The 18,455-nt window shown below is 66.4% G+C and carries 12 protein-coding genes; 4 read left to right on the forward strand and 8 right to left on the reverse strand.

Features of this window, described 5'->3' with window-relative positions; genetic code table 11:
• Positions 1-56: 56 nt before the first annotated feature.
• Positions 57-410: a hypothetical protein gene (locus ACIGHB_RS31170; RefSeq protein ID WP_399917755.1), complete on the reverse strand. Its 354-nt coding sequence runs from the start codon at positions 408-410 to the stop codon at positions 57-59.
• A 383-nt stretch (positions 411-793) separates the two neighbouring features.
• Complete coding sequence (locus ACIGHB_RS31175) at positions 794-982, reverse strand: hypothetical protein (protein ID WP_399917757.1); 189 nt, start codon at positions 980-982, stop codon at positions 794-796.
• A 249-nt stretch (positions 983-1,231) separates the two neighbouring features.
• Between ACIGHB_RS31175 and ACIGHB_RS31180 the strand changes: the two genes are divergently transcribed.
• The 3 genes from ACIGHB_RS31180 (at position 1,232) to ACIGHB_RS31190 (ending at position 10,858) form a co-directional block, all read left to right on the forward strand.
• Entirely contained in the window at positions 1,232-8,260 is a 7,029-nt protein-coding gene (locus tag ACIGHB_RS31180; RefSeq protein ID WP_399917870.1) for an RHS repeat-associated core domain-containing protein, read from the forward strand.
• A gap of 733 nt (positions 8,261-8,993) precedes the next feature.
• Positions 8,994-9,920 (forward strand): Dyp-type peroxidase, encoded by a 927-nt coding sequence (locus ACIGHB_RS31185; protein ID WP_399917873.1) that lies wholly within the window; start codon positions 8,994-8,996, stop codon positions 9,918-9,920.
• 120 nt (positions 9,921-10,040) lie between these two features.
• A protein-coding gene (locus ACIGHB_RS31190) for an IS5 family transposase (protein ID WP_399917759.1) occupies positions 10,041-10,858 on the forward strand; the annotation gives its coding sequence in 2 pieces (ribosomal slippage) (positions 10,041-10,383 and positions 10,383-10,858; 819 coding nt in all).
• Between the two features lie 115 nt (positions 10,859-10,973).
• Here ACIGHB_RS31190 and ACIGHB_RS31195 read toward each other — a convergent pair.
• Positions 10,974-12,257, reverse strand: coding sequence for an amidohydrolase family protein (locus ACIGHB_RS31195; protein ID WP_399917760.1), 1,284 nt, complete (start codon positions 12,255-12,257; stop codon positions 10,974-10,976).
• Positions 12,258-12,335: 78 nt separating this feature from the next.
• Entirely contained in the window at positions 12,336-13,520 is a 1,185-nt protein-coding gene (locus ACIGHB_RS31200; RefSeq protein WP_399917762.1) for a trans-sulfuration enzyme family protein, read from the reverse strand.
• 156 nt (positions 13,521-13,676) lie between these two features.
• Here ACIGHB_RS31200 and ACIGHB_RS31205 point away from each other — a divergent pair, with 156 nt between their 5' ends.
• Entirely contained in the window at positions 13,677-14,114 is a 438-nt protein-coding gene (locus ACIGHB_RS31205; protein WP_399917764.1) for an Lrp/AsnC family transcriptional regulator, read from the forward strand.
• Between the two features lie 33 nt (positions 14,115-14,147).
• Here the strand turns inward: ACIGHB_RS31205 and ACIGHB_RS31210 are convergent, their stop codons facing one another.
• The 4 genes from ACIGHB_RS31210 to ACIGHB_RS31225 form a co-directional block, all read right to left on the reverse strand.
• Positions 14,148-14,996 (reverse strand): PhzF family phenazine biosynthesis protein, encoded by an 849-nt coding sequence (locus tag ACIGHB_RS31210; RefSeq protein WP_399917766.1) that lies wholly within the window; start codon positions 14,994-14,996, stop codon positions 14,148-14,150.
• A 104-nt stretch (positions 14,997-15,100) separates the two neighbouring features.
• Positions 15,101-15,922 (reverse strand): MBL fold metallo-hydrolase, encoded by an 822-nt coding sequence (locus tag ACIGHB_RS31215; RefSeq protein ID WP_399917768.1) that lies wholly within the window; start codon positions 15,920-15,922, stop codon positions 15,101-15,103.
• Between the two features lie 137 nt (positions 15,923-16,059).
• A complete protein-coding gene (locus ACIGHB_RS31220; RefSeq protein WP_399917770.1) occupies positions 16,060-17,289 on the reverse strand; it encodes an MFS transporter in 1,230 nt (409 codons plus the stop codon).
• Positions 17,290-17,460: 171 nt separating this feature from the next.
• On the reverse strand, positions 17,461-18,330 hold the full coding sequence (locus ACIGHB_RS31225; protein ID WP_399917772.1) for a fumarylacetoacetate hydrolase family protein: 870 nt from the start codon (positions 18,328-18,330) through the stop codon (positions 17,461-17,463).
• Between the last annotated feature and the right edge of the window lie 125 nt (positions 18,331-18,455).

The following is an 18,455-nucleotide window of genomic DNA, read 5'->3' on the forward strand; positions in this document are numbered from 1 at the left end:
GAGCCGACGCCCTCTGATGAGAGGCATCGGCTCGGCGCGGTGTCTTACCTGGTCGATCAGACCCGGTACACCCAGGGACCGTACGGGTCGGTGGCCCAGTCACGGATCTGCTGCGAGCGGTGCTTGGTCACGCGGTTCGTGACGCTGGCCTCGCTGCCGTCGCAGTTGTCGTAACCGCGTTCCTCATGGATGCTGCGCGACACGCCGTCGTCACGCGTGTAGTGCGCCTTGACGGAGTTGCCATCCCTGTCGAAGTCACACACCCTGACCTTGCCCCACGACACGTGAATGTACTGCTCGTCGTAGCTGAAGCTGTTGTAAATGTAAGACCACCCGGCCTGGGCTGTGGCGGGCGCACTGAAGGCCGCCGCGGCAACGACGACGGCAGCCAGCTTCGCTATGCGATGCATTCGGAAGTCCCTCCCTTGGATAAGAGCCCCACTGGGCTCGGTACGACGCAAGAGCCACGTGCGGCGCCTGCCGACATTGCACCCGGCCTCCCCCGGCCAGGTGTATCCCGTGAGCCCCTCGCGCACCGCCATCCTCAGCAACGCTCGCCAGGAACACCACGAGCTGTTCTCTCCTCGGCCTGAAAAGGTCCGCATCAACGAAACAGGCAGATCCACCAAGAGCCATCAGAGGGAGTCGGCAACCGGAATGATCTACAGCGCTGGACTACGGCGCCAGCACGCTCGGTTGCCTGACATACGGAGGCGAGGTGTCGGGCCCGGTCTTGGACATCTCCTCCCCTGATCCACCGCGGCGGGAATGGCTTGATCGTGTACTCACTCCGTCAAGTCCTCATGCTCATCGACGATGCCTTCGATCCGGGGGAAAAGGCGACTGTCCACCGCCGGATGATGTCTGCGGTGTACTCGGCACCGTAGCCCTGACTCTCGCGGGTCCAGTTATCGCCGGTGCTCCGCTCAAATCCGAGCAGTCGGCTGATGACGACGGCGGGCAGTTCCGAGGCGATGTCCATCAGTGAGCGACACTGTCGGGGATCTTGGGATCTTGGGATCTTGGGATCTTCGGGGAAGGGGGACCAGCGGCTACGGGGCACCGGGTGCCCGGACGGTGCGGCGGACGCCGTACGAGACTTTGAGCCGAGTTTGTTCGATTCGCAGCGATGCGCGCTTGCTGTGTGTAACTTGTGACGCCTTGCATGGGGAGTGCGGGTATGGCGGGCCGCAGGGGCCGCCGGTGTCGCTCGGGGGAGGGCGCGGTGCGCATGCGCAGCGAACGGTTCCGGAATCTTCTGTCTTTAGAACGCTGGCGCTTCGCTCTCGGGCTTGCGCTGGCTTCGGCCGTCGTAGCAGGAACAGTGTCTGCTCAGGCGGTCTCACCCAGTCCGCCCCAGGCAGCAGCGAACGCTGTCAAGCAGGGCACTGTGCTGCCTGCGCAAGCAGGTCCCGGCAGGACCGAGGTACGAAGAGCCGCTCAGGCGGCTCAGGCCCCGACCACGTCCAATGCCGTTTACGCCCATGATGCTGCCGGGCGCCTGGTCGGCGTCACCGATCCCGAGGGTGAAACCGCGCGTTACCGCTACGATGCGGCCGGCAACCGGCTGGGAATCGACAGGTTCGCCTCCAGCTCGCTGTCCGTCCTGTCCGTGGTGCCCGTGCGCGCTGCTCCCGGAGCCACGATCGTTCTTTCCGGGACCGGGTTCTCGCCCACTGCGGCCAATAACGCTGTCTCGGTCGGCGGTATACCTGCCACGGTCACATCGGCGTCGGCAACGCGACTCACAGTAACCGTTCCGTCCGGGGCGGGCAGCGGGAAAGTCACGGTGACCGAAGGCGGCTCGACTGCCGAAGCAGCGGAGCAGTTCACAGTCGCCTCATCCGGCCCCACCATCACGGCCATGCAGCCGGCCTCCGGTGGGCTCGGTTCGGAAGTGGTCCTCACCGGATCGGGGTTCGCGGCAAAAGCAACGGACAACGTGGTGAGGTTCAACGGCCTGGTCGCCGTCGTCAAGGAGCACACCCCCACCTCCCTGAGGGTCGAGGTCCCGCCCAACGCCCGAACCGGGCGCCTGGAGCTGAGCACACCGGACGGTGCCGCTGCTGCACCAGTCGACTTCACTGTTACCCAGGGCACCGAGGAGGCATCGTTCGAGATGACGATGCGGGCCTCTGTGACTGATCCGGACCCGTCGCAAGTCGCGGTCACCGTCGCCGAGCGCAAGACCAGGATCCTGTTCGACGCCGAGCGAGGCGACGACATCGGATTCGGCCTGGAAGGATCCTCCTTCTCGAGCCGTGCCGACATCAGCCTCGTATCTCCCCAGGGCGTGACCGTGGACGCCAGCAACTTCCTCGGTGTGTCAGCCGACTGGGAGGTCCTCGACCTGCCCCTGTCAGGCACCTACCAATTCATCATCGACCCTCGGACCAGCGACACAGGTTCAGTCGCTGTCATGCTATCCAAATCGGCCACCGGCACGCTGGCCTTCGACGGGCCGACAGCGAATTCGGCCCTGACCCGGCTGGGACAGGACGGAACATGGTCGTTCACCGCCACTCAGGGTGAATCACTGAGCATAGCCGTCGATGCCACAGCGATGGCCACATACGTCCGCTGCTACCTCTACCTGCCCGACCGGACGCGAGACGCCTACATTCCCACTCCCAAGGGAGACAGCGGATATGTAGACATCGACGCACTGCCGCAGACCGGCCAGTACACGCTTCGCTGTGACCCCGATGCCGGTGGCACGGGAACCATGAAGGTGACGGTCTCCCACTACGCTCAGGCCGGCGCGCTTACGCCGACAAGTGCGCCGACGGTTCTGGAACTTAAGCGTCCTGGTCAGGACGGGATCGCCACCTTCACCGCGGCCGCCGGCGACTACGTCAGCCTGGCCTCCACCGCCACCACGCTTCCGCAGTACGCGACGATTGCGATCGCCGGACCGGACGGCAAACAGATCACTAGCTTCACATCCGCAGTCGGACGCGACGGCGAATGGGACAGCAGTGCGCTCACCGCGGCCGGCACCTACACCGTGCGTGTGACGGCGAGACGCCTGGAGACCGGCAAGGTCACCTTGACGCTGTCGAAGCCGACCTCCGTGGTGGCACTGCTGCTCGGGGGCCCCGCAGCAAAGGCCTCAGCGACCCGCGCAGGCCAGAACATCCATACGTCCTTCAGCGCCCAGGCGGGCGCCAACCTCTCGCTGGCCTTTGCGGCGAACACGTTCACCAAGAGTCTCTCGGTGACCGTGGTGGCCCCCTCCGGTGCCAAGCCGGTCAGCAACCGTCTCGTATCCGCAGGAGCATCCGGAGCGATCGCGCTCACCAATGTCGCCGAGACCGGGAACTACCGGGTACAGATCAACCCCAGCAGCCTGGCCACGGGCAGCGTCAACCTCTCCCTCAAAGCCGCAACGGCAACCACCGGAGTGTCCCGCACTTTTACCACGAGCGTGCCTGAGCCCCCGACAGGGCTCGTATGCCTCTTGAACAGGGTAGAGCGCCAGCTACTCGTCCCGATGCCGGACTGGCTCAACGTGCACGCCGCCCAGTGCGACGCCCTCCAGCAACAGCAGAAGGACCAGACCGAGAAGGCCAAGAAGAAGACAGGCGCTGTTCCGACGGGACCGGACACCTGGCACCCCACCACGGCCAATCTTGCAGGCCGTGACTGGAACACCGGCCACGCCGCGGCCCCGAAGACCCCGGACGGACTCCGTGCTCCTCCCGGAGTCACCGCCCTGACCGGCCACGTACTCAAGCTGGACGGCAAACCACTGCGCAACGTCACCGTGCGCATCGAAGGAAAGACATCCCGCACCGACAGCCAGGGCCGTTTCCTCGTCGCAGGCATCAACTCGGCCGCGAGCACACTGATCGTGGACGGTGCAACCGCGAGCACCCCGAAACGAAAGTATGGCCGCTACGACATTCATGTCCGCCCGACCGCCGGACACAGCACAGACCTGGGCTTCCCCATCTGGATGAGCCCCCTCGATACGAAGAACACAGTCACCTTCGAGGCGCCCGCGAAGACGAACATCACTCTGTCCACCCCGGACATACCGGGACTGGAAGTCCGCATCCCCAAGGGCTCTGTGGTACGAGACGAGCATGGCAGGCCGGTCACAGAACTCGGCATCACAGCCATCCCTGTAGACCGCCCCCCGTTCCCGCTGCCGAAGGACAGCGTCGTTCCGATCTACTTCACGGTGCAGCCAGGCGGCACGTACACCTTCCCTGCAGGCGCCCAGATCGTGTACCCCAACTACACCGATGAGGCCCCTGGTGCCCGCATCGACTTCCTTGCCTACGATCCTGAAGGCAAAGGCTGGTACACCTATGGCCAAGGCACCGTCACCGCTGACGGCAAGCAGGTCATGCCCGACGACAGAACCCGGGTATGGGCCTTCCACGGCGCCATGATCAGCGTCTCAGACGCGATCCCGTTCGACATTCCGTCCGTAGCCGACATCCTTGACTGGCTCTCAGGCGATCCCGTGAGCCTGCAGACCGGCCTGCTCACCGACGAACGTACCGATCTTGCCGTGTCCGACCCGCTCAAGCCGGCCGAAGTGAGCCGCACCTACTGGCAGGGCGACACCCGCTCACGCGCCTTCGGGATCGGCCGAGACCTGTCCTACAACATGTACCTCCACTCACGGCGCCTCTACACCGAAGTGGATCTGTACATCCCAGGTGGGCAGAAGGTGCACTTCGTGCGTACGTCACCAGGCGGTAGCTACAGCGATGCAGTCTTCGAACCCGAGGGAACACCGACAGCCCTCAACGGTGCCAAGATCGAACACGGACCGGGCGGCTGGCACCTTCGGCTGAAAGACGGAACCGACTACATCTTCCCGTGGTACGGCCCGCTGAAGGAGGTCCGCGACCGCCACGGCAACGCCCTGCGAATCACCCGCTCCAACGGATCCAAAGGCGACATCACCAGTGTCACCACGCCTGGCGGCCGCTGGGTCTCCTTCACATACGACGCACAGCACCGTGTCACGCAAGCACGCGACAACGCAGGCCGGACAACGTCTTACACCTACGATGCTGCCGGCCGCCTGGAGACGGTGACCGACCCAGCCGGAAAGGTGAGCTCCTACACCTACGCCGGCACGTCCAACCGCATCGCCACGGCCAGGGACGCCCGCGGCATCGTCTACATGACCAACACGTACAACAGCGACGGCCGGGTGCAGAAACAAGTCCTCGCCGAAGGGCAGGAGTACTCCTTCACCTACACGCTCACCGGCACCGGACAGGTCACAGCAACAGAAGTGACCCAGCCGGGAGGCTCCGTCCGACGGGTCGAATTCGACGCCAGCGGCTTCGGCGTCAGCGACACCCACGCATACGGGACGACGCTGGCACGCAAAACGATCTATGAGCGAGGTCCGAACCACCGCATCGCCGCCATCATCGACCCGCACGGACAACGCACCGAACTTACCTACGACGCCCAGGGGCACGTGACCAAGGCAGTAGAGCTGGCCGGCACGGCTCATGCCCGCAGCACCGGCACAATGAGCTTCGGGGGGCCCTACGACCAGGCCACCGCCTCCTCCAACTCCCTGGGCAACACCACGACCTTCAGCTACGACGCCACCGGCAACCTCGAGTCGATAACCGACCCAGCAGGACGGCGAGCAACCTACACATTCGGCGCCAACGGTCAGCCCAAGACAGTCAGCGACGCCTCGGACGCCACCACCGAGTACACCTATAGACACGGCGATCTGGCATCAGTAAAGGACGCCGAGGGCCGCGTGACAAAGCACTTCACCGACGCGGCCGGCCGACCCAGCGTCCTCACCGACCAGGCGGGCTCACGGACATCCGTCACCTACGACGTGCTCAACCAGACACGCGAGATCAGCAACCCGCTGGGGCACACAACCGTGCTCGGCTACGACGACAACGGCAACCTGACCACACTCACCGATGCCCGCGGAAACACCACCACCTGGTCCTACGACGACTCCGACCGCCCCAAGTCAGCCACCGACCCACTGGGCGCACGAGCGTCGTTCGAGTACGACGCAGCAGGCTTCATACGCAAGACAACCAACAGATCCGGTTCCGCAGCACTCGCCGAGTACGACCTCCTGGGCCGCCCCACCAGGACCCAGTACGGTGTCACCGCCCTGGGCCAGGCCGAGTCCATCATCACCTACGGCTACTACGACAACGACCTACTCAAGGAAATCGTCGACAGCCAGGCCGGAACCCAGACCGACACCTACGACATCTACGGCCGGTTAATCTCCACCACCGGCCCAACCGGGACGGTCGCATACGGGTACGACGCCATAGACCGCCGTACCCGTATGACCGCTGGCAGCACGACCACCACCTACAGCTACGACGCCTCCAGCAGACTCACAGGCATCAACGCCGGCACGCAGCAAATCACCTTCGCCCTCGACCCGGTAGGCCGAGTGAAGACGGCGAACCTCCCAGGAGGCATCGCACGCACCACCGACTACGACAAGACCGGCGGGATCAACGCCATCTCCTACGCCAGAGGTACCAGCAGCATCGGCCACCTCACCTACAGCCGTGACGCCCGCGGACTGCAGACCAGTCTCACAGGAACACTCGCCAGCGTCGCGATCCCCGCAGCCGAGAACGGCGCTGCCTTCGGCAAAGACAACCGCCTCACCACGTTCAACGGACGATCCTTCACCTACGACGATGAAGGCAGACTCACCAACGACGGCCACAACACGTACACCTGGAACGCCCGAAACAAGCTCACAAGCCTGACCAGGACAGGCGGACAACAATCGACTTTCGGGTACGGACCACTCGGCACCAGAACTACCAGGACGCTCGAAGGCGCGACACACAGGTACCTGACCGACGGATCCAACCCGCTTGCCGAACTCAACGGAACACAGACCACGGCGGAAGTCACCACCTCCGGACTGGACGAGTACCTCACCCGTGTCGAGAACGGCCAGCCTCAGATCTACCTCACCGACGCGTTAGGCACAGTCGTCGGGCTGGCGAACGAGAGCGGCGCCATCACCACCCGCTACACCTACGACCCCTACGGACAACCCACAACCAGCGGGGTTGAATCCACCAACCCCTACACATTCACAGGCCGAGAGAACGACAACACAGGTCTCCTCTACTACCGAAACCGCTACTACCACCCTGAAAGCGGACGGTTCATCTCGCGAGACCCGATCGGCTACGCCGGCGGCGCCAACCTCTACCAATACGCTCTCTCCGCCCCCACCACCTACACCGATCCCTCCGGCAACAACCCCCTCATCGCCGGCTGCCTTGCCGGAGGTGTGGTCGACGGAGGACTGGACTGGCTCTCTCAGCGCCTGTCCGGCCGAAAAGTCAACTGGGGGCAAGTGGGCCAAGCCGCCGCGCTGGGCTGTGTCACCGGCATGCTGGGCGGAGGAATCGCAGGTAAAGCAGGGGCAAGAGTCGGATGCACCACGCCGAACAGCTTTACCGGCGACACACCCGTTCTCATGGCAGACGGCACGACCAAACCCATCAAGAACGTCACCACCGGCGACGTCGTCCTGGCCACCAGTCCCGAAACCCAGGAAACCGGACCACGACAAGTCACCACCCTGGTCAGCGGCGGCGGCGACAAACGACTCGTCGACATCACCCTCGCCCCCGACAGCTCCTCACCTGCCACGACAGACCGGCTCACGGCCACCGACGGCCACCCCTTCTGGATCCCTGCCCTCCGCCAATGGGTTGAGGCAGGCGACCTCAAAGCCGGCCAGTGGCTTCAAACCAGCGCCGGCACATGGGTGCAGATCGCAGCCACTCAACACCGGACACGGCCCGCGCAGGTCTACAACCTCACCGTCGAGGACCTTCACACCTACTACGTGCTGGCCGGCACAACCTCCGTCCTGACCCACAACTGCGGCCCCGCCGGCGAAGCAATAGTCCACCTCGACCGTACAGCCGGGCACGCATCCATCACCGTGCGCCACGGCGACGACATCCTTCACACCGAGCAGGCCGGCGTGCCCGGGACCCGAGCAGTGGCCCAGGAATTCGACGGAGAACTCAACGACTTCAGGGTGGACGTCCGGATCCCCCTCCCGAACGCGGGACGCGCCCGCTCCTGGCAAGACGTGACCCTCGGGCAAGATCTAGGCGCCTATGACGAAGAATTCCGAAGCTGCATCACCTATTGTGCAGAAGTGCTGCATCAAGGCGGAGCGGCAGGAGTTCCCGTCGGAGGATCGAGCAGGGAAATAACGAGATGGCTACTCCGGCAGCATGGATGAAATGGCACCTGGGAAAAGAGTAAAGAGATGTCTTTGCCTGAAGGCTGGGAATGGATGGACGATCTACCACCTGGGTGGTCACCGCCCCCCGAGATTCGCACTCCGACAGGCATCCCCAGAATCGACTTGCCAATTAGAATGCTCTCCAGTGGGGCCCTGGGGAACGATCTCGTTGAACTGGTCGGACAGTTTCTGAGCGAGAGTTCCCGATTCAGCATCTGGATCGGGTCGGAGGTCAAGCGAAGGGCGTCCGCAGAGGAGTTGGCCATACTCTCCCAAACGACAAGCGGTCAACTCGAGAAGGTGTATTTCGCTTGGGTGGATTTCATCACGGCGTACGAGGCGTCCCGCAGAATGAGCGGAAGATTCACCGCGGAGGAATCGGCCCTGCGTCAGGCCCTCGCCGATGCCATCGAAAACATCAAAACGACACGCGTGAGAGGCTCCCACGGCAACTAGCCTCTCGGTCGCAGAGGCGGCAGAAGCCGAATTCTGCCCCGACCGACAATTTTCCTAGGGAGACTTGGAAGGTCGATACTGCTTCAGCCAAGGGAGAAATGTGACGGATCGGAAAGCGGCGCCGGCGCCCCAGGTGAGAATCACCCGACGGAAGATTCTGCAAGCATCCATGATGGCGGGCGCGTGCACCCTCACCGCTGCGGGAGTCGCTGCTGTGCGAGGTGCCGAGAGTCAATCACAAGCGGTCCTCGCCCCCCTGCAGGGCTTGAAGCCCATGCCTTATGCGCAATTCATTTCACTCTCTGTACCTGATGGAGGATCCGGGAAGGCGTCAACGCTCGCATCTGCTCACCGTGCCATCTCCTCGGTCGGCAGTCGCGAGGTGCATGCCTGGCTGGCTCTAGGGGAAAGGGTATTCTCTCAAGAGGAAAAGCCGCTCCATCTCAAAATGATGCCATCTTTTCCAGGTGATCTGCTGGATCCTAAGAAGTCCCACGGAGACCTGCTGGTGCAGATTACAGGTACCTCCGCGACAGCCGTGCGGGATGCGTCAGATCGTGTTCTGAATGAGCTTTCATGCGAGGTCATCTGGTGCGTCGAGGGGAGTCGTCCGGATAACAGGAGTGAGGGAGGGGTAGGGCTGAGCCGGAACCCTTTCCACTTCACTGAAGGGTACGGAAACCCCGCCGCAGAAGACGAGATCTACAGGCGTGCGATAGTGCAGGACGGCAGTGGAGAGCCTCAATGGGCTGTCGGCGGAAGTTATCAAGTGGTGCGTATTGTGAGACTCGCGGTCGAATTCTGGGAAAGGGACCCTGTGTCCGAACAGGAGCGCATCTTGGGCCGTCGAAGGGACGGTCAATGGTTGGATGGTACTCCCGCCACAGATCGAGCAGATTTCTCGACCGACCCTCATGGCAAGCTCACCTCCTTGGATTCCCACGTCCGCAGAGCGGCACCAGATCCTGGGAGTCCGCCTCCCATGGTCCGGCGAAGCTACAACTATCATCGCCCACCGGACGATCAGGGTGTAATTTTCAGCTGTTTTCAACGAGATTTGAGAAAAGGGTTCGAAGAGGTTCAACGCAGGCTTCGAGGGGAGGCCATGGAGAAATATACCCTTACGACCGGGGGCGGATACTTCTTCGTACCGCCCCCCGGCGATGCCTGGGTTTACGCTCTCAGTCGCAACCAAGACTAACTTCCAATCGCACCCTACAAGGCGATCGTCGACCTCAACGTGCCAGCCAAAGGCGGGACCCTGCTCATCGAAGTCTGCTAAGACCGTGTCCTATGTGGTGAGGCGGTCGTTGGGCTGCTCATGGGGCGGGGTACGTGGAGCTGGATTGTTCCCGATGGACTGTGGGAGATTGCGAAGCCGCTGATCCGGCCGTCGAAGGTGCGGCCGCAGGGTGGCGGAACGCAGGACACGCCTGATGAGACGCTGTTCGCCGCGATCATCTACGTCCTGGTCAGCGGCTGCGCCTGGCGGGCCTTGCCACCCTGCTTCGGGATATCGAAGTCCACTGCTCATCGCCGGTTTCTGATCTGGTCGCGTGCTGGGGTGTGGGGCCGGTTGCACGAGGAGATCCTGCACCGCCTCGACGACGCCGGCCTGCTCGACCTGTCTCGCGCCGTCCTCGACTCCGCCCACGTGCGGGCGAAAAAGGGGGCGAACTCACCGGCCCGAGCCCTGTGGATAGGGGCAAGCCGGGTTCCAAGATGCACGTCCTGTCGGACGCGAACGGACTGCCCCTCGTCGTCGGTGTCACCGCGGCCAACACCCACGACAGCCAGGCCCTGAAGCCCATGGTGCTCGGTCACCAAACGAGACACGACCCCCACCGCGGCCGTCACTTCAAGCCCGAGCGCCTGCACGCCGACAAGGCCTACGACATACCTGAACTGCGGAAATGGCTCCGAGGGAAACACATCGGCGTCCGCATCGCCCGCAAGGGCATCGAGTCCAGCGAACGACTCGGGCGCCGCAGATGGGTCATCGAACGCACGATGTCCTGGCTCACGGGCTACCGCCGGCTCAACCACCGCTATGAGCGCCATCCCCGCAACTACCTGGCCTTCCTCGGTCTCGCCGCAGCCATCTGCTGCTACAAGCGTCTGGTCCGCCTCACCACATAGGACACGGTCTTTAGTAGGACCTTCGGATCCTGCGCGACACCGGGGGGCGGGCATACACGGAAGGGGCGGCCCGGGGCAGCCCCCTCCGTGCAGCGGGTGGGTGCGTCGATACCCGTTACGGCTTGGGGTTCCAAGTGCCGTCGAGCGGCACGTCTGCGGCGGCTGCGACCCGGTCACGGGATTCGAGGAGTCGGTTCATCAGCGGCGTCAGGTCGACGTCGACCAGCGCGCCGTTGCGCTTGACGATGCGGCCGGCGACGAGGACGGTGTCGACGATGCCGGGGTGGCCGGCGGTCACGATCGTTCCGACGGGGTCGGTGACGGGGAAGACGGTCACGTCGTCGGTGCGCAGCAGGATGATGTCGGCGTCCTTGCCGGGGGTGATGCTGCCGGTGCGGTTGTCGAGGCCGCAGGAGCGGGCGGCGTCGATGGTGGCGAAGTGAACCAGGTCGCGGGCGCGCAGGCCGCCGTCGAGTCCGCGCTGGGCGGAGAAGGCGGTGCGCATGGTGGAGAACATGTCGCCGCCGACGGAGGGGACGACGTCGATGGACAGGGTGGGGCGCAGGCCGGCGGCGAGGGCGCGGCCGGTGAGGGGGGCGCCGAACCCCATCTTGAGTTCGACGTCGGGGCTGACGGAGAGGTAGCTGCCGGCGTCGGCGAGCATGCGCAGTTCGTCGTCGCCGATGCCGTTGCCGTGGACGAAGGTGGTGGTGTCACGCAGGAGGCCGGCGTCGTGCATGGCGGCGACCGGGCGGTGGTCGCCGCCGGTGTGGAGGCTGGTGCGCAGGCCGAGCTCGTCGGCCACCTGCACCTCGCGGGCGAGGGTTTCCATGCCGGTGTCGTCGGCGCCGCGCAGGCCCCAGGCCATGGTGACCAGGCCGTCGTCGTCGAGGTGGGAGCGGACGCGGCGGATGTCGGCTTCGACGGAGACGGGGCTGGCCCAGCCGGCGCCGAGGCAGAACACGGACCGCGCGGGCGCTTCCTGGAGGGCCTGGACGGCGGCGTCCTCGTGTTCGGGGCCCTGGGCGACGTGGTACCAGTCGAGCATGGTGGTGATGCCGGAGTGCAGGGCCTCCAGGCGGCCGAGGAGGGTGGCGGCGTAGACGTCTTCGGGGGTGTAGTGGGGCTTGACGGTGTTGTGCATGGCGTTGGCCCACTGGCCGAAGGTCCAGTCGGCGCCGATGCCGCGGAACGCGGTCTGCCAGTTGTGGCGGTGGTTGTCGACGAAGCCGGGCATGACGATCCGGTCGGACGCGTCGATCACCTCGGCGTCCGGCGCGTCGATCCGCTCGGCGACCTTAGTGATCTTGCCGTCTTCGACGAGGACGTCGCCCCGGGTGAGATCGCCGATGGCCGGGTCCATGCTGACCACGGTTCCGCCGGAGAGCAGAGTTTTCATGAGAGGGGCTCCTGATTCGGGTTGTTCGCGTGCACGCCGCTGACGCGCGGCGCGGGTTCAAAGAGGCTGGTGTGCCGGTCAGGCGATGGCGGCTTCGGTGAGGGCGGTGTCGGCGGCGGCGAGGGCGTCGGCAACGAGGTCGTCGGTGTCCTCGGTGCCGGCGGCGAGCCGGACCAGACCCAGGGGGACGGACTCGGCGATCTGCTCCTCGCTGAGCATGCCGCGCCACATGGACGCGGGGTGGACGGCGAGGGATTCCACGCCGCCCAGGCTGGCGGAGCGCCGGGCGTAGTTGAGGTGTCCGAGGAAGGCGTTGGCCATGTCGTAGCCGCCGGTGAACTCGATGCCGAGTACGCCGCCGAAGCCGCTCATCTGATGGGCGGCGAGCTTGTGCTGCGGGTGGCCGGCCAGCCCCGGGTAGTGCACGCGGCTGACGGCCGGGTGGGTTTCCAGTGCTTCGGCGAGGGCCTGGCCGTTGTCGTTGTGCCGGGGTACGCGCAGCGGGAGGGTGCGCATGCCGCGCAGCAGGAGCCAGGCGTCGATGGGGCCGAGGGTGGCGCCGGTGAGCAGGCCGGTGTCCCAGATCTGGTCGAGGATGGCGGCGGGGCCGGCGAGGACGCCGGCGGAGACGTCGGTGTGGCCGTTGAGGTACTTCGTCGCGCTGTGCCAGACCACGTCGATGCCGAACTCGGCGGGGCGCTGGTTGAGCGGGGTGGCGAAGGTGTTGTCGGCCAGGGTGATCACGTCGTGGGCGCGGGCCAGGTCCGAGACGGCGCGGAGGTCGGTGATCTGCAGCAGGGGGTTGCTGGGTGTCTCCACCAGGATCAGCCGGGTCTGCGGCGTGAGGGCGCTGGCGAATGCCTCGGGGTCGGTCTGGTCGACCAGGGTCGTCGACACGCCCAGGCGCGGCAGCAGGTTCTTCAGGACCGAGGCGGTGCCGCCGTAGGTGGACTTCTGGCCGATGACGTGGTCGCCGGCCTTGACCAGGGCGAGGGCGGCGGTGGTGATCGCGGCCATGCCTGAAGCGGTGACCATGGCCGCCTCGGTGCCTTCGAGTTCGGCGACGACGGCGGAGACCTGGGCGTGGTTTGGGTTGCCGAAGCGGGTGTAGAAGTCCTTGCCCCGGGCCTCGGTGGCGCCGAAGGCGAAGCTCTCCGCGTCGTGGGCCGAGAACGCGGCCGTCTGGTAGATCGGCGGCACTACGGCCCGGTCAGGGTGGATGGACCGATCAGCGTGCACAGTGATGGTGCTCTTCCCCGGCATGACTACCCCTTCCGAAATATGACGTTATGTCTCCCCCTAGTGTGATCACCGGTATTGACGAGTGGGTCCGTTCGTGCGCAATCTTGGCAATTATTTGCGCCTGCCAGTAGTTCCTGTTTGTGCAGGCAATGCCTTCGGCGCAATATTCTGCTGCTCATGGATGATGTTGATCGGGCGATTCTGGCGGTGCTGGAACGTGACGGGCGGATCAGTAACAACGAGCTCGCGGCCAAGGTGGGGTTGTCCGCCTCGCCGTGTCTGCGGAGGGTGCGCAATCTGGAGGAGTCCGGCGTCATCCGCGGCTATCGGGCGGTCATCGACCCGGCCGCGGTCAACCGCGGCCTGCGGGTGTTCGCCGGAGTCCGGCTGATACGGCACACCCGCGCGGAGGTGGTTGCCTTCGAGGAGGGCGTCATGGCGCTGTCGGGGGTGGTCGCCTGCCACCACATCACCGGGAATTTCGACTATCTGATCCTGGTCGAGGTGGCCGACCTGCCCGCGTACGAGGAGTTCCACGCCAACCAGCTGGCCGCCTTGCCCGGGGTCGCGACAGTCAACAGTTTCGTGATCATGAAGACTCTCGACACCGCCTGACCTTCGCCGGTCGTCGGCCTGTGTCTCGTGGGGTCACAGGGAGATGGAGCCGCGGATACACATGGTGGTGGTGCCGCTGACCCAGACGGTTCCGTCCGTGTCGGCGGCGACGTGGATGCTCGCGGCCCGCTCCACCTTCGTGCCCTGGGAGACGCGGTAGGAGGAGGGCGCGGCGCCGGTGGAGATGAGCCACTGGCCGACGGCGGCGTTCATGCTCCCGCACGCGGGATCCTCCGCAACTCCCGCGCCGGGGGCGAAGGTCCGCATCTCGAAGCGGTGCGTGCTTCCCTCCGGCCAGGCTCCGATGGCCCCGACCATCGCCTCCGGGATGAGAGACAGGTCCGGTTCGAGGGCGAGGACTTCCTCGGCGGTGGCCAGCTGGACAACGGCCCAGCCGGGCCCGTTGTCCACCCACTGGTGTGCCACGACCCGCTCAGGGGTGATGCCGAACGCGGCGACGATCCGGTCCAGTTCGCCTTTATCGAGGTCGCCTTCGCGTATGCGGGGCGGCGCGGCGAAGGACAGCTCGTCTGCTTCCTGGCGCACGGTGACCAGGCCGGCCGCGCACTCCTGGATGATGCGGTCGGCCTGGCGCGGTGTGTTGCCGGCGTCGAGCCAGGCCCAGGCGGAGCCGAGGGTGGGGTGCCCGGCGAACGGCAGTTCCCCGCCGGGGGTGAAGATCCGCAGCCGGTAGTCCGCCTCCGGGATGGTGGCGGGCAGGACGAAGGTGGTCTCCGACAGGTTCGTCCAGCTCGCAACGCGCTGCATCTGCTGTTTGGACAGGCCGGTGCCGTCCAGCACGACGGCGACGGGGTTGCCCAGGAAGGGGCTGGCCGAGAACACGTCGACCTGGACGAACGCTCGTGTACGCGGGGGATGCATCAGGGGTCCTTTCGGAGGCGGGGACCTATGACCGACAGGGCACGGCGGTGAGCGGTGCACCCTGGGCCGTTCGGCTGCCACGGTGCCTGCTGGAGCCAGGGGCGTCAGGCGATGGAGGGGGCCAGGTAGTCGAGGGTGAAGCCGTTGCCGTCGGTGTGGCGCGACACGCGGCCCACGCCGGGGGAGTCGAGGTGGGCTCCGGCGACGTAGTGGCCCGGTTCGGCCAGCTTCTCCAGCAGGGCACGGCGGGCGGCACGGGCCTGTGGCTGGTCCCCGTCGAGTTCCCAGGAGATGCCGGGCTGGTCGAACTGGAGGGAGGGGACGTGGACGGTGTCGCCCCAGACCAGCAGACGGCCCGCGGTGCCGGCCGCCTCGTAGACGGTGTGGCCGTCGGTGTGGCCGGGGGTCGGCAGAGCCGTCACGTGGTCGTTGACGACGGCTTTGCCGGTGATGGGGACGACACGGTCGCGGACGGGTGCAAGCCGGCCGGTGAAGACCGAGGTGTCGCCGGCGCCGATCCACACGCGCTCGAGGGCAGGGAAGGACTCGGTGCCGTCCGGTGCGATGAGGCCGTTGACGTGGTCCTCGTGGTTGTGCGTGATGGCCACGTCAGTGATGCTCTGGCGGTCGATCCCGGCCTCGGCGAGGGCGTCGAGGAGAGACCCCATCGTGGGATGCCAGGCGTTGGAGGCACCCGTGTCGATCAGCAGGGCGGCGGTCGGGCCGGTGATCAGGAAGGCGTTGACCGACAGCCTCAGACGGCCGTCGAAGAGCGGGACCGCCGGCGGTACCGCGGCGAGCGGGTCTCCGCTTTCGTCCCGCAGGCGCGTCGTGGGCATGTCGACGTACCCGTCGCGCAGGGAGGTCACCGTGAGGTCACCGAACTCGAACGTCGTGTGCAGCTTGCCGCTGGAAAGGGGACGCATCAGATCTCCGTTGTGCAGGAGGGGTGGAGGGGTTGGGGTGGGGCTGCGGCCGGGCAGGGCGAGCGCGGCTGCAGCAGCGCCGGTCGCGCAGAGCGCGGTGCCCGCCATCGTGAGAAAGCCGCGCCGGGAAGGACCGCTCACGCATCGTCCTTCCGCGGCCCGCCGCCGGCGGCCGCCGACACGGGAGAGGAGGACTGATTCTCACGACCCGCAGGGACCCGGCGGCTCGCGGAGCGATGGCCTTCGGTGTCGCTGGAGGCCGCCGCGGCCAGGGCGCCGAGCAGCGCCAGGAGCGCGACGGCGGCACCGAACGCCACGGTTCCGGTGGTCAGACCCACCGCGTCGCTCAGGTATCCGGCGATCACCGGCAGGATCCCGGCCACGAGGTAGCCGCCCGCGGTCAGCGCCGCGTTCGCCTCCGCCGCCCGGGCCCGGGGCACCAGGGAGGCCAGCGAGGACAGCCCGGCCAGCTGTGAAGCCCCCTGCCCGCTGCCGGCCAGCACCGCCGCGCAGACAAGAAGTGGTACAGACCCGAGCACCACCGCTCCCGCCAGCGCCGCCATCCCGGCCACCGTCACCGCCGCGCCCAGCCGGTACAGGGCGGGCACGTGCACAGACCGCACCGCGAGCTGAATCCCGGTCGCGGCGGCGAACAGCAGAAAGATCAGCCCGCCCGACAGCAGCCGGTTGTCCGCTCCCAGGAGCCGGGCCAGCAGGGACGGGCCCAGACTCAGCACGAACCCGGTGGCGGTGATGGCCGGAGCGAACACGGCCAGCCCCACCAGCAGAGCACGCCGCGCCGCGCCGGGCGGAGCGGACGGCAGCCGCAGCCACCGCCCGCCCCCGCCCTTCGCCACCGCCGTGTTCCGCAGCGGCATGCGGCACACAAGCACCGCCGCGGTCACCAGCAGGGCCAGCTGCACCACGAACACCGTGACCGTCGGCCACGGCAGCGTCTCGGCGAGGACGCCCGTCAGCAGGGGCCCCAGAGCAGCGCCGCCGGCCATCGACATCGACGCCACGAGACCGCCCAGCTTCTTCTCACCCTCCGGCGCCAGATCACCGACCGCGGCCATGCCGGCCGCGAGGACCGCTCCGACCGAGAGACCGCTCAGCAGACGGCCCAGGCACAGAACCACCACAGAATGGGCGGTGATGAACAGCGCCGCGGCCACCAGCCCCAGTACCAGGCCCGGCAGCAGCACCGGACGCCTGCCGTACCGGTCGGCCAGCGAGCCCGCGAAGACCAGTGCCACCAGCAGGCCGGCGATGTACCCGGCGTAGATGAGCGTCACGGCAGCGGAGTTGAACCCGATCTGCGCCTGCCACAGCACATACAGGGGGGCCGGTTCGTTGGACAGCGCCATGGCGGCGATGACCGGCCATGACGCCAGCCACATCCACCGCCGGGCCGGCGGCGGCCCGCCCGGCTGCGCGGGCCGTGAGGTCGAGGGGACGCGGGAGGCAGGCACAGGAAAGCTCTCAGAAAGGAGGGAAAGGGCAACAAGATGGCGTGCGCCCGGCGGTCGTGGCGCGGTCTAGGCGGGCGCGAGCACGGTGTTGCGGAGCACGCCCAGGCGGGTGATGGAGCATTCGACGACGTCGCCCGGCTGCAGGAAGCGGGGCGGGTCGAAGCCGATGCCGACGCCGGCCGGGGTGCCGGTGGCGATGATGTCGCCGCTGTGCAGGGTGATCCCGGCCGAGATGGTCCTGATCAGCTCGGGGATGTCGAAGATCATGTCCGCGACCGGAGCCTGCTGGCGCAGCTCCCCGTTGACCGTGGAGCTCACCACCAGATGGGCCGGGTCGCCGATGGCGTCCGCGGTGACGGCCCAGAGGCCCATGGGGGCGAAGGTGTCCAGCGACTTGCCGATCAGCCACTGCTGGTGGTCGCGCTGCTGGTCACGTGCCGTGACGTCGTTGATGATCGTGTATCCCCACACATGGTCCATCGCCGCCTCGCGGGTGATGCCCCGTCCGCCGCGGCCGATGATGACGGCGAGCTCGGCCTCGTAGTCCAGCTCGGAGGTCACGTCCGGGTGAGGGTCGATGGCGTCGTAGGGCCCGGTCACCGACGAGGGCACCTTGGAGAAGACCACCGGCACCCGGGGAAGGTCCGTCGACAGGTCCGGATGGTCGTAGCCCGAACGGCCGAACTCCTGGACATGGTCCCGGTAGTTCTTGCCCACCGCGTAGAGATTCCCGGGCAACGGGATCGGCGCCTGCAGGAGGGGAGCGTGCACCATGGGCAGTTCTTTCACGGCGGCGATGGCCGGACGCAGTTCGTCCCAGGCCGCGACGACCTCGCGAAGCGTGCGCTCGCCGACCACACCGCTCAGGTCGTACACGCTCCCGGCGATGACCCGCCCCACAGTCGTCCGCCGGGTGTCCGCGTCGGTGAAAGTCACCAGTTTCATCGTCCACCTCGCCTCGTAGAGAAAACCTCGCGCAACCAATACTCAAATTGGTCGCACTCGGTTCGCATTGGTACTCATTGGTTAGCGTAGACCTCTACCCGTTCCGCGTCCAACCA

Origin of the sequence: Streptomyces sp. NPDC085460, from assembly GCF_044541975.1 — a bacterium.
Taxonomy (GTDB): domain Bacteria; phylum Actinomycetota; class Actinomycetes; order Streptomycetales; family Streptomycetaceae; genus Streptomyces.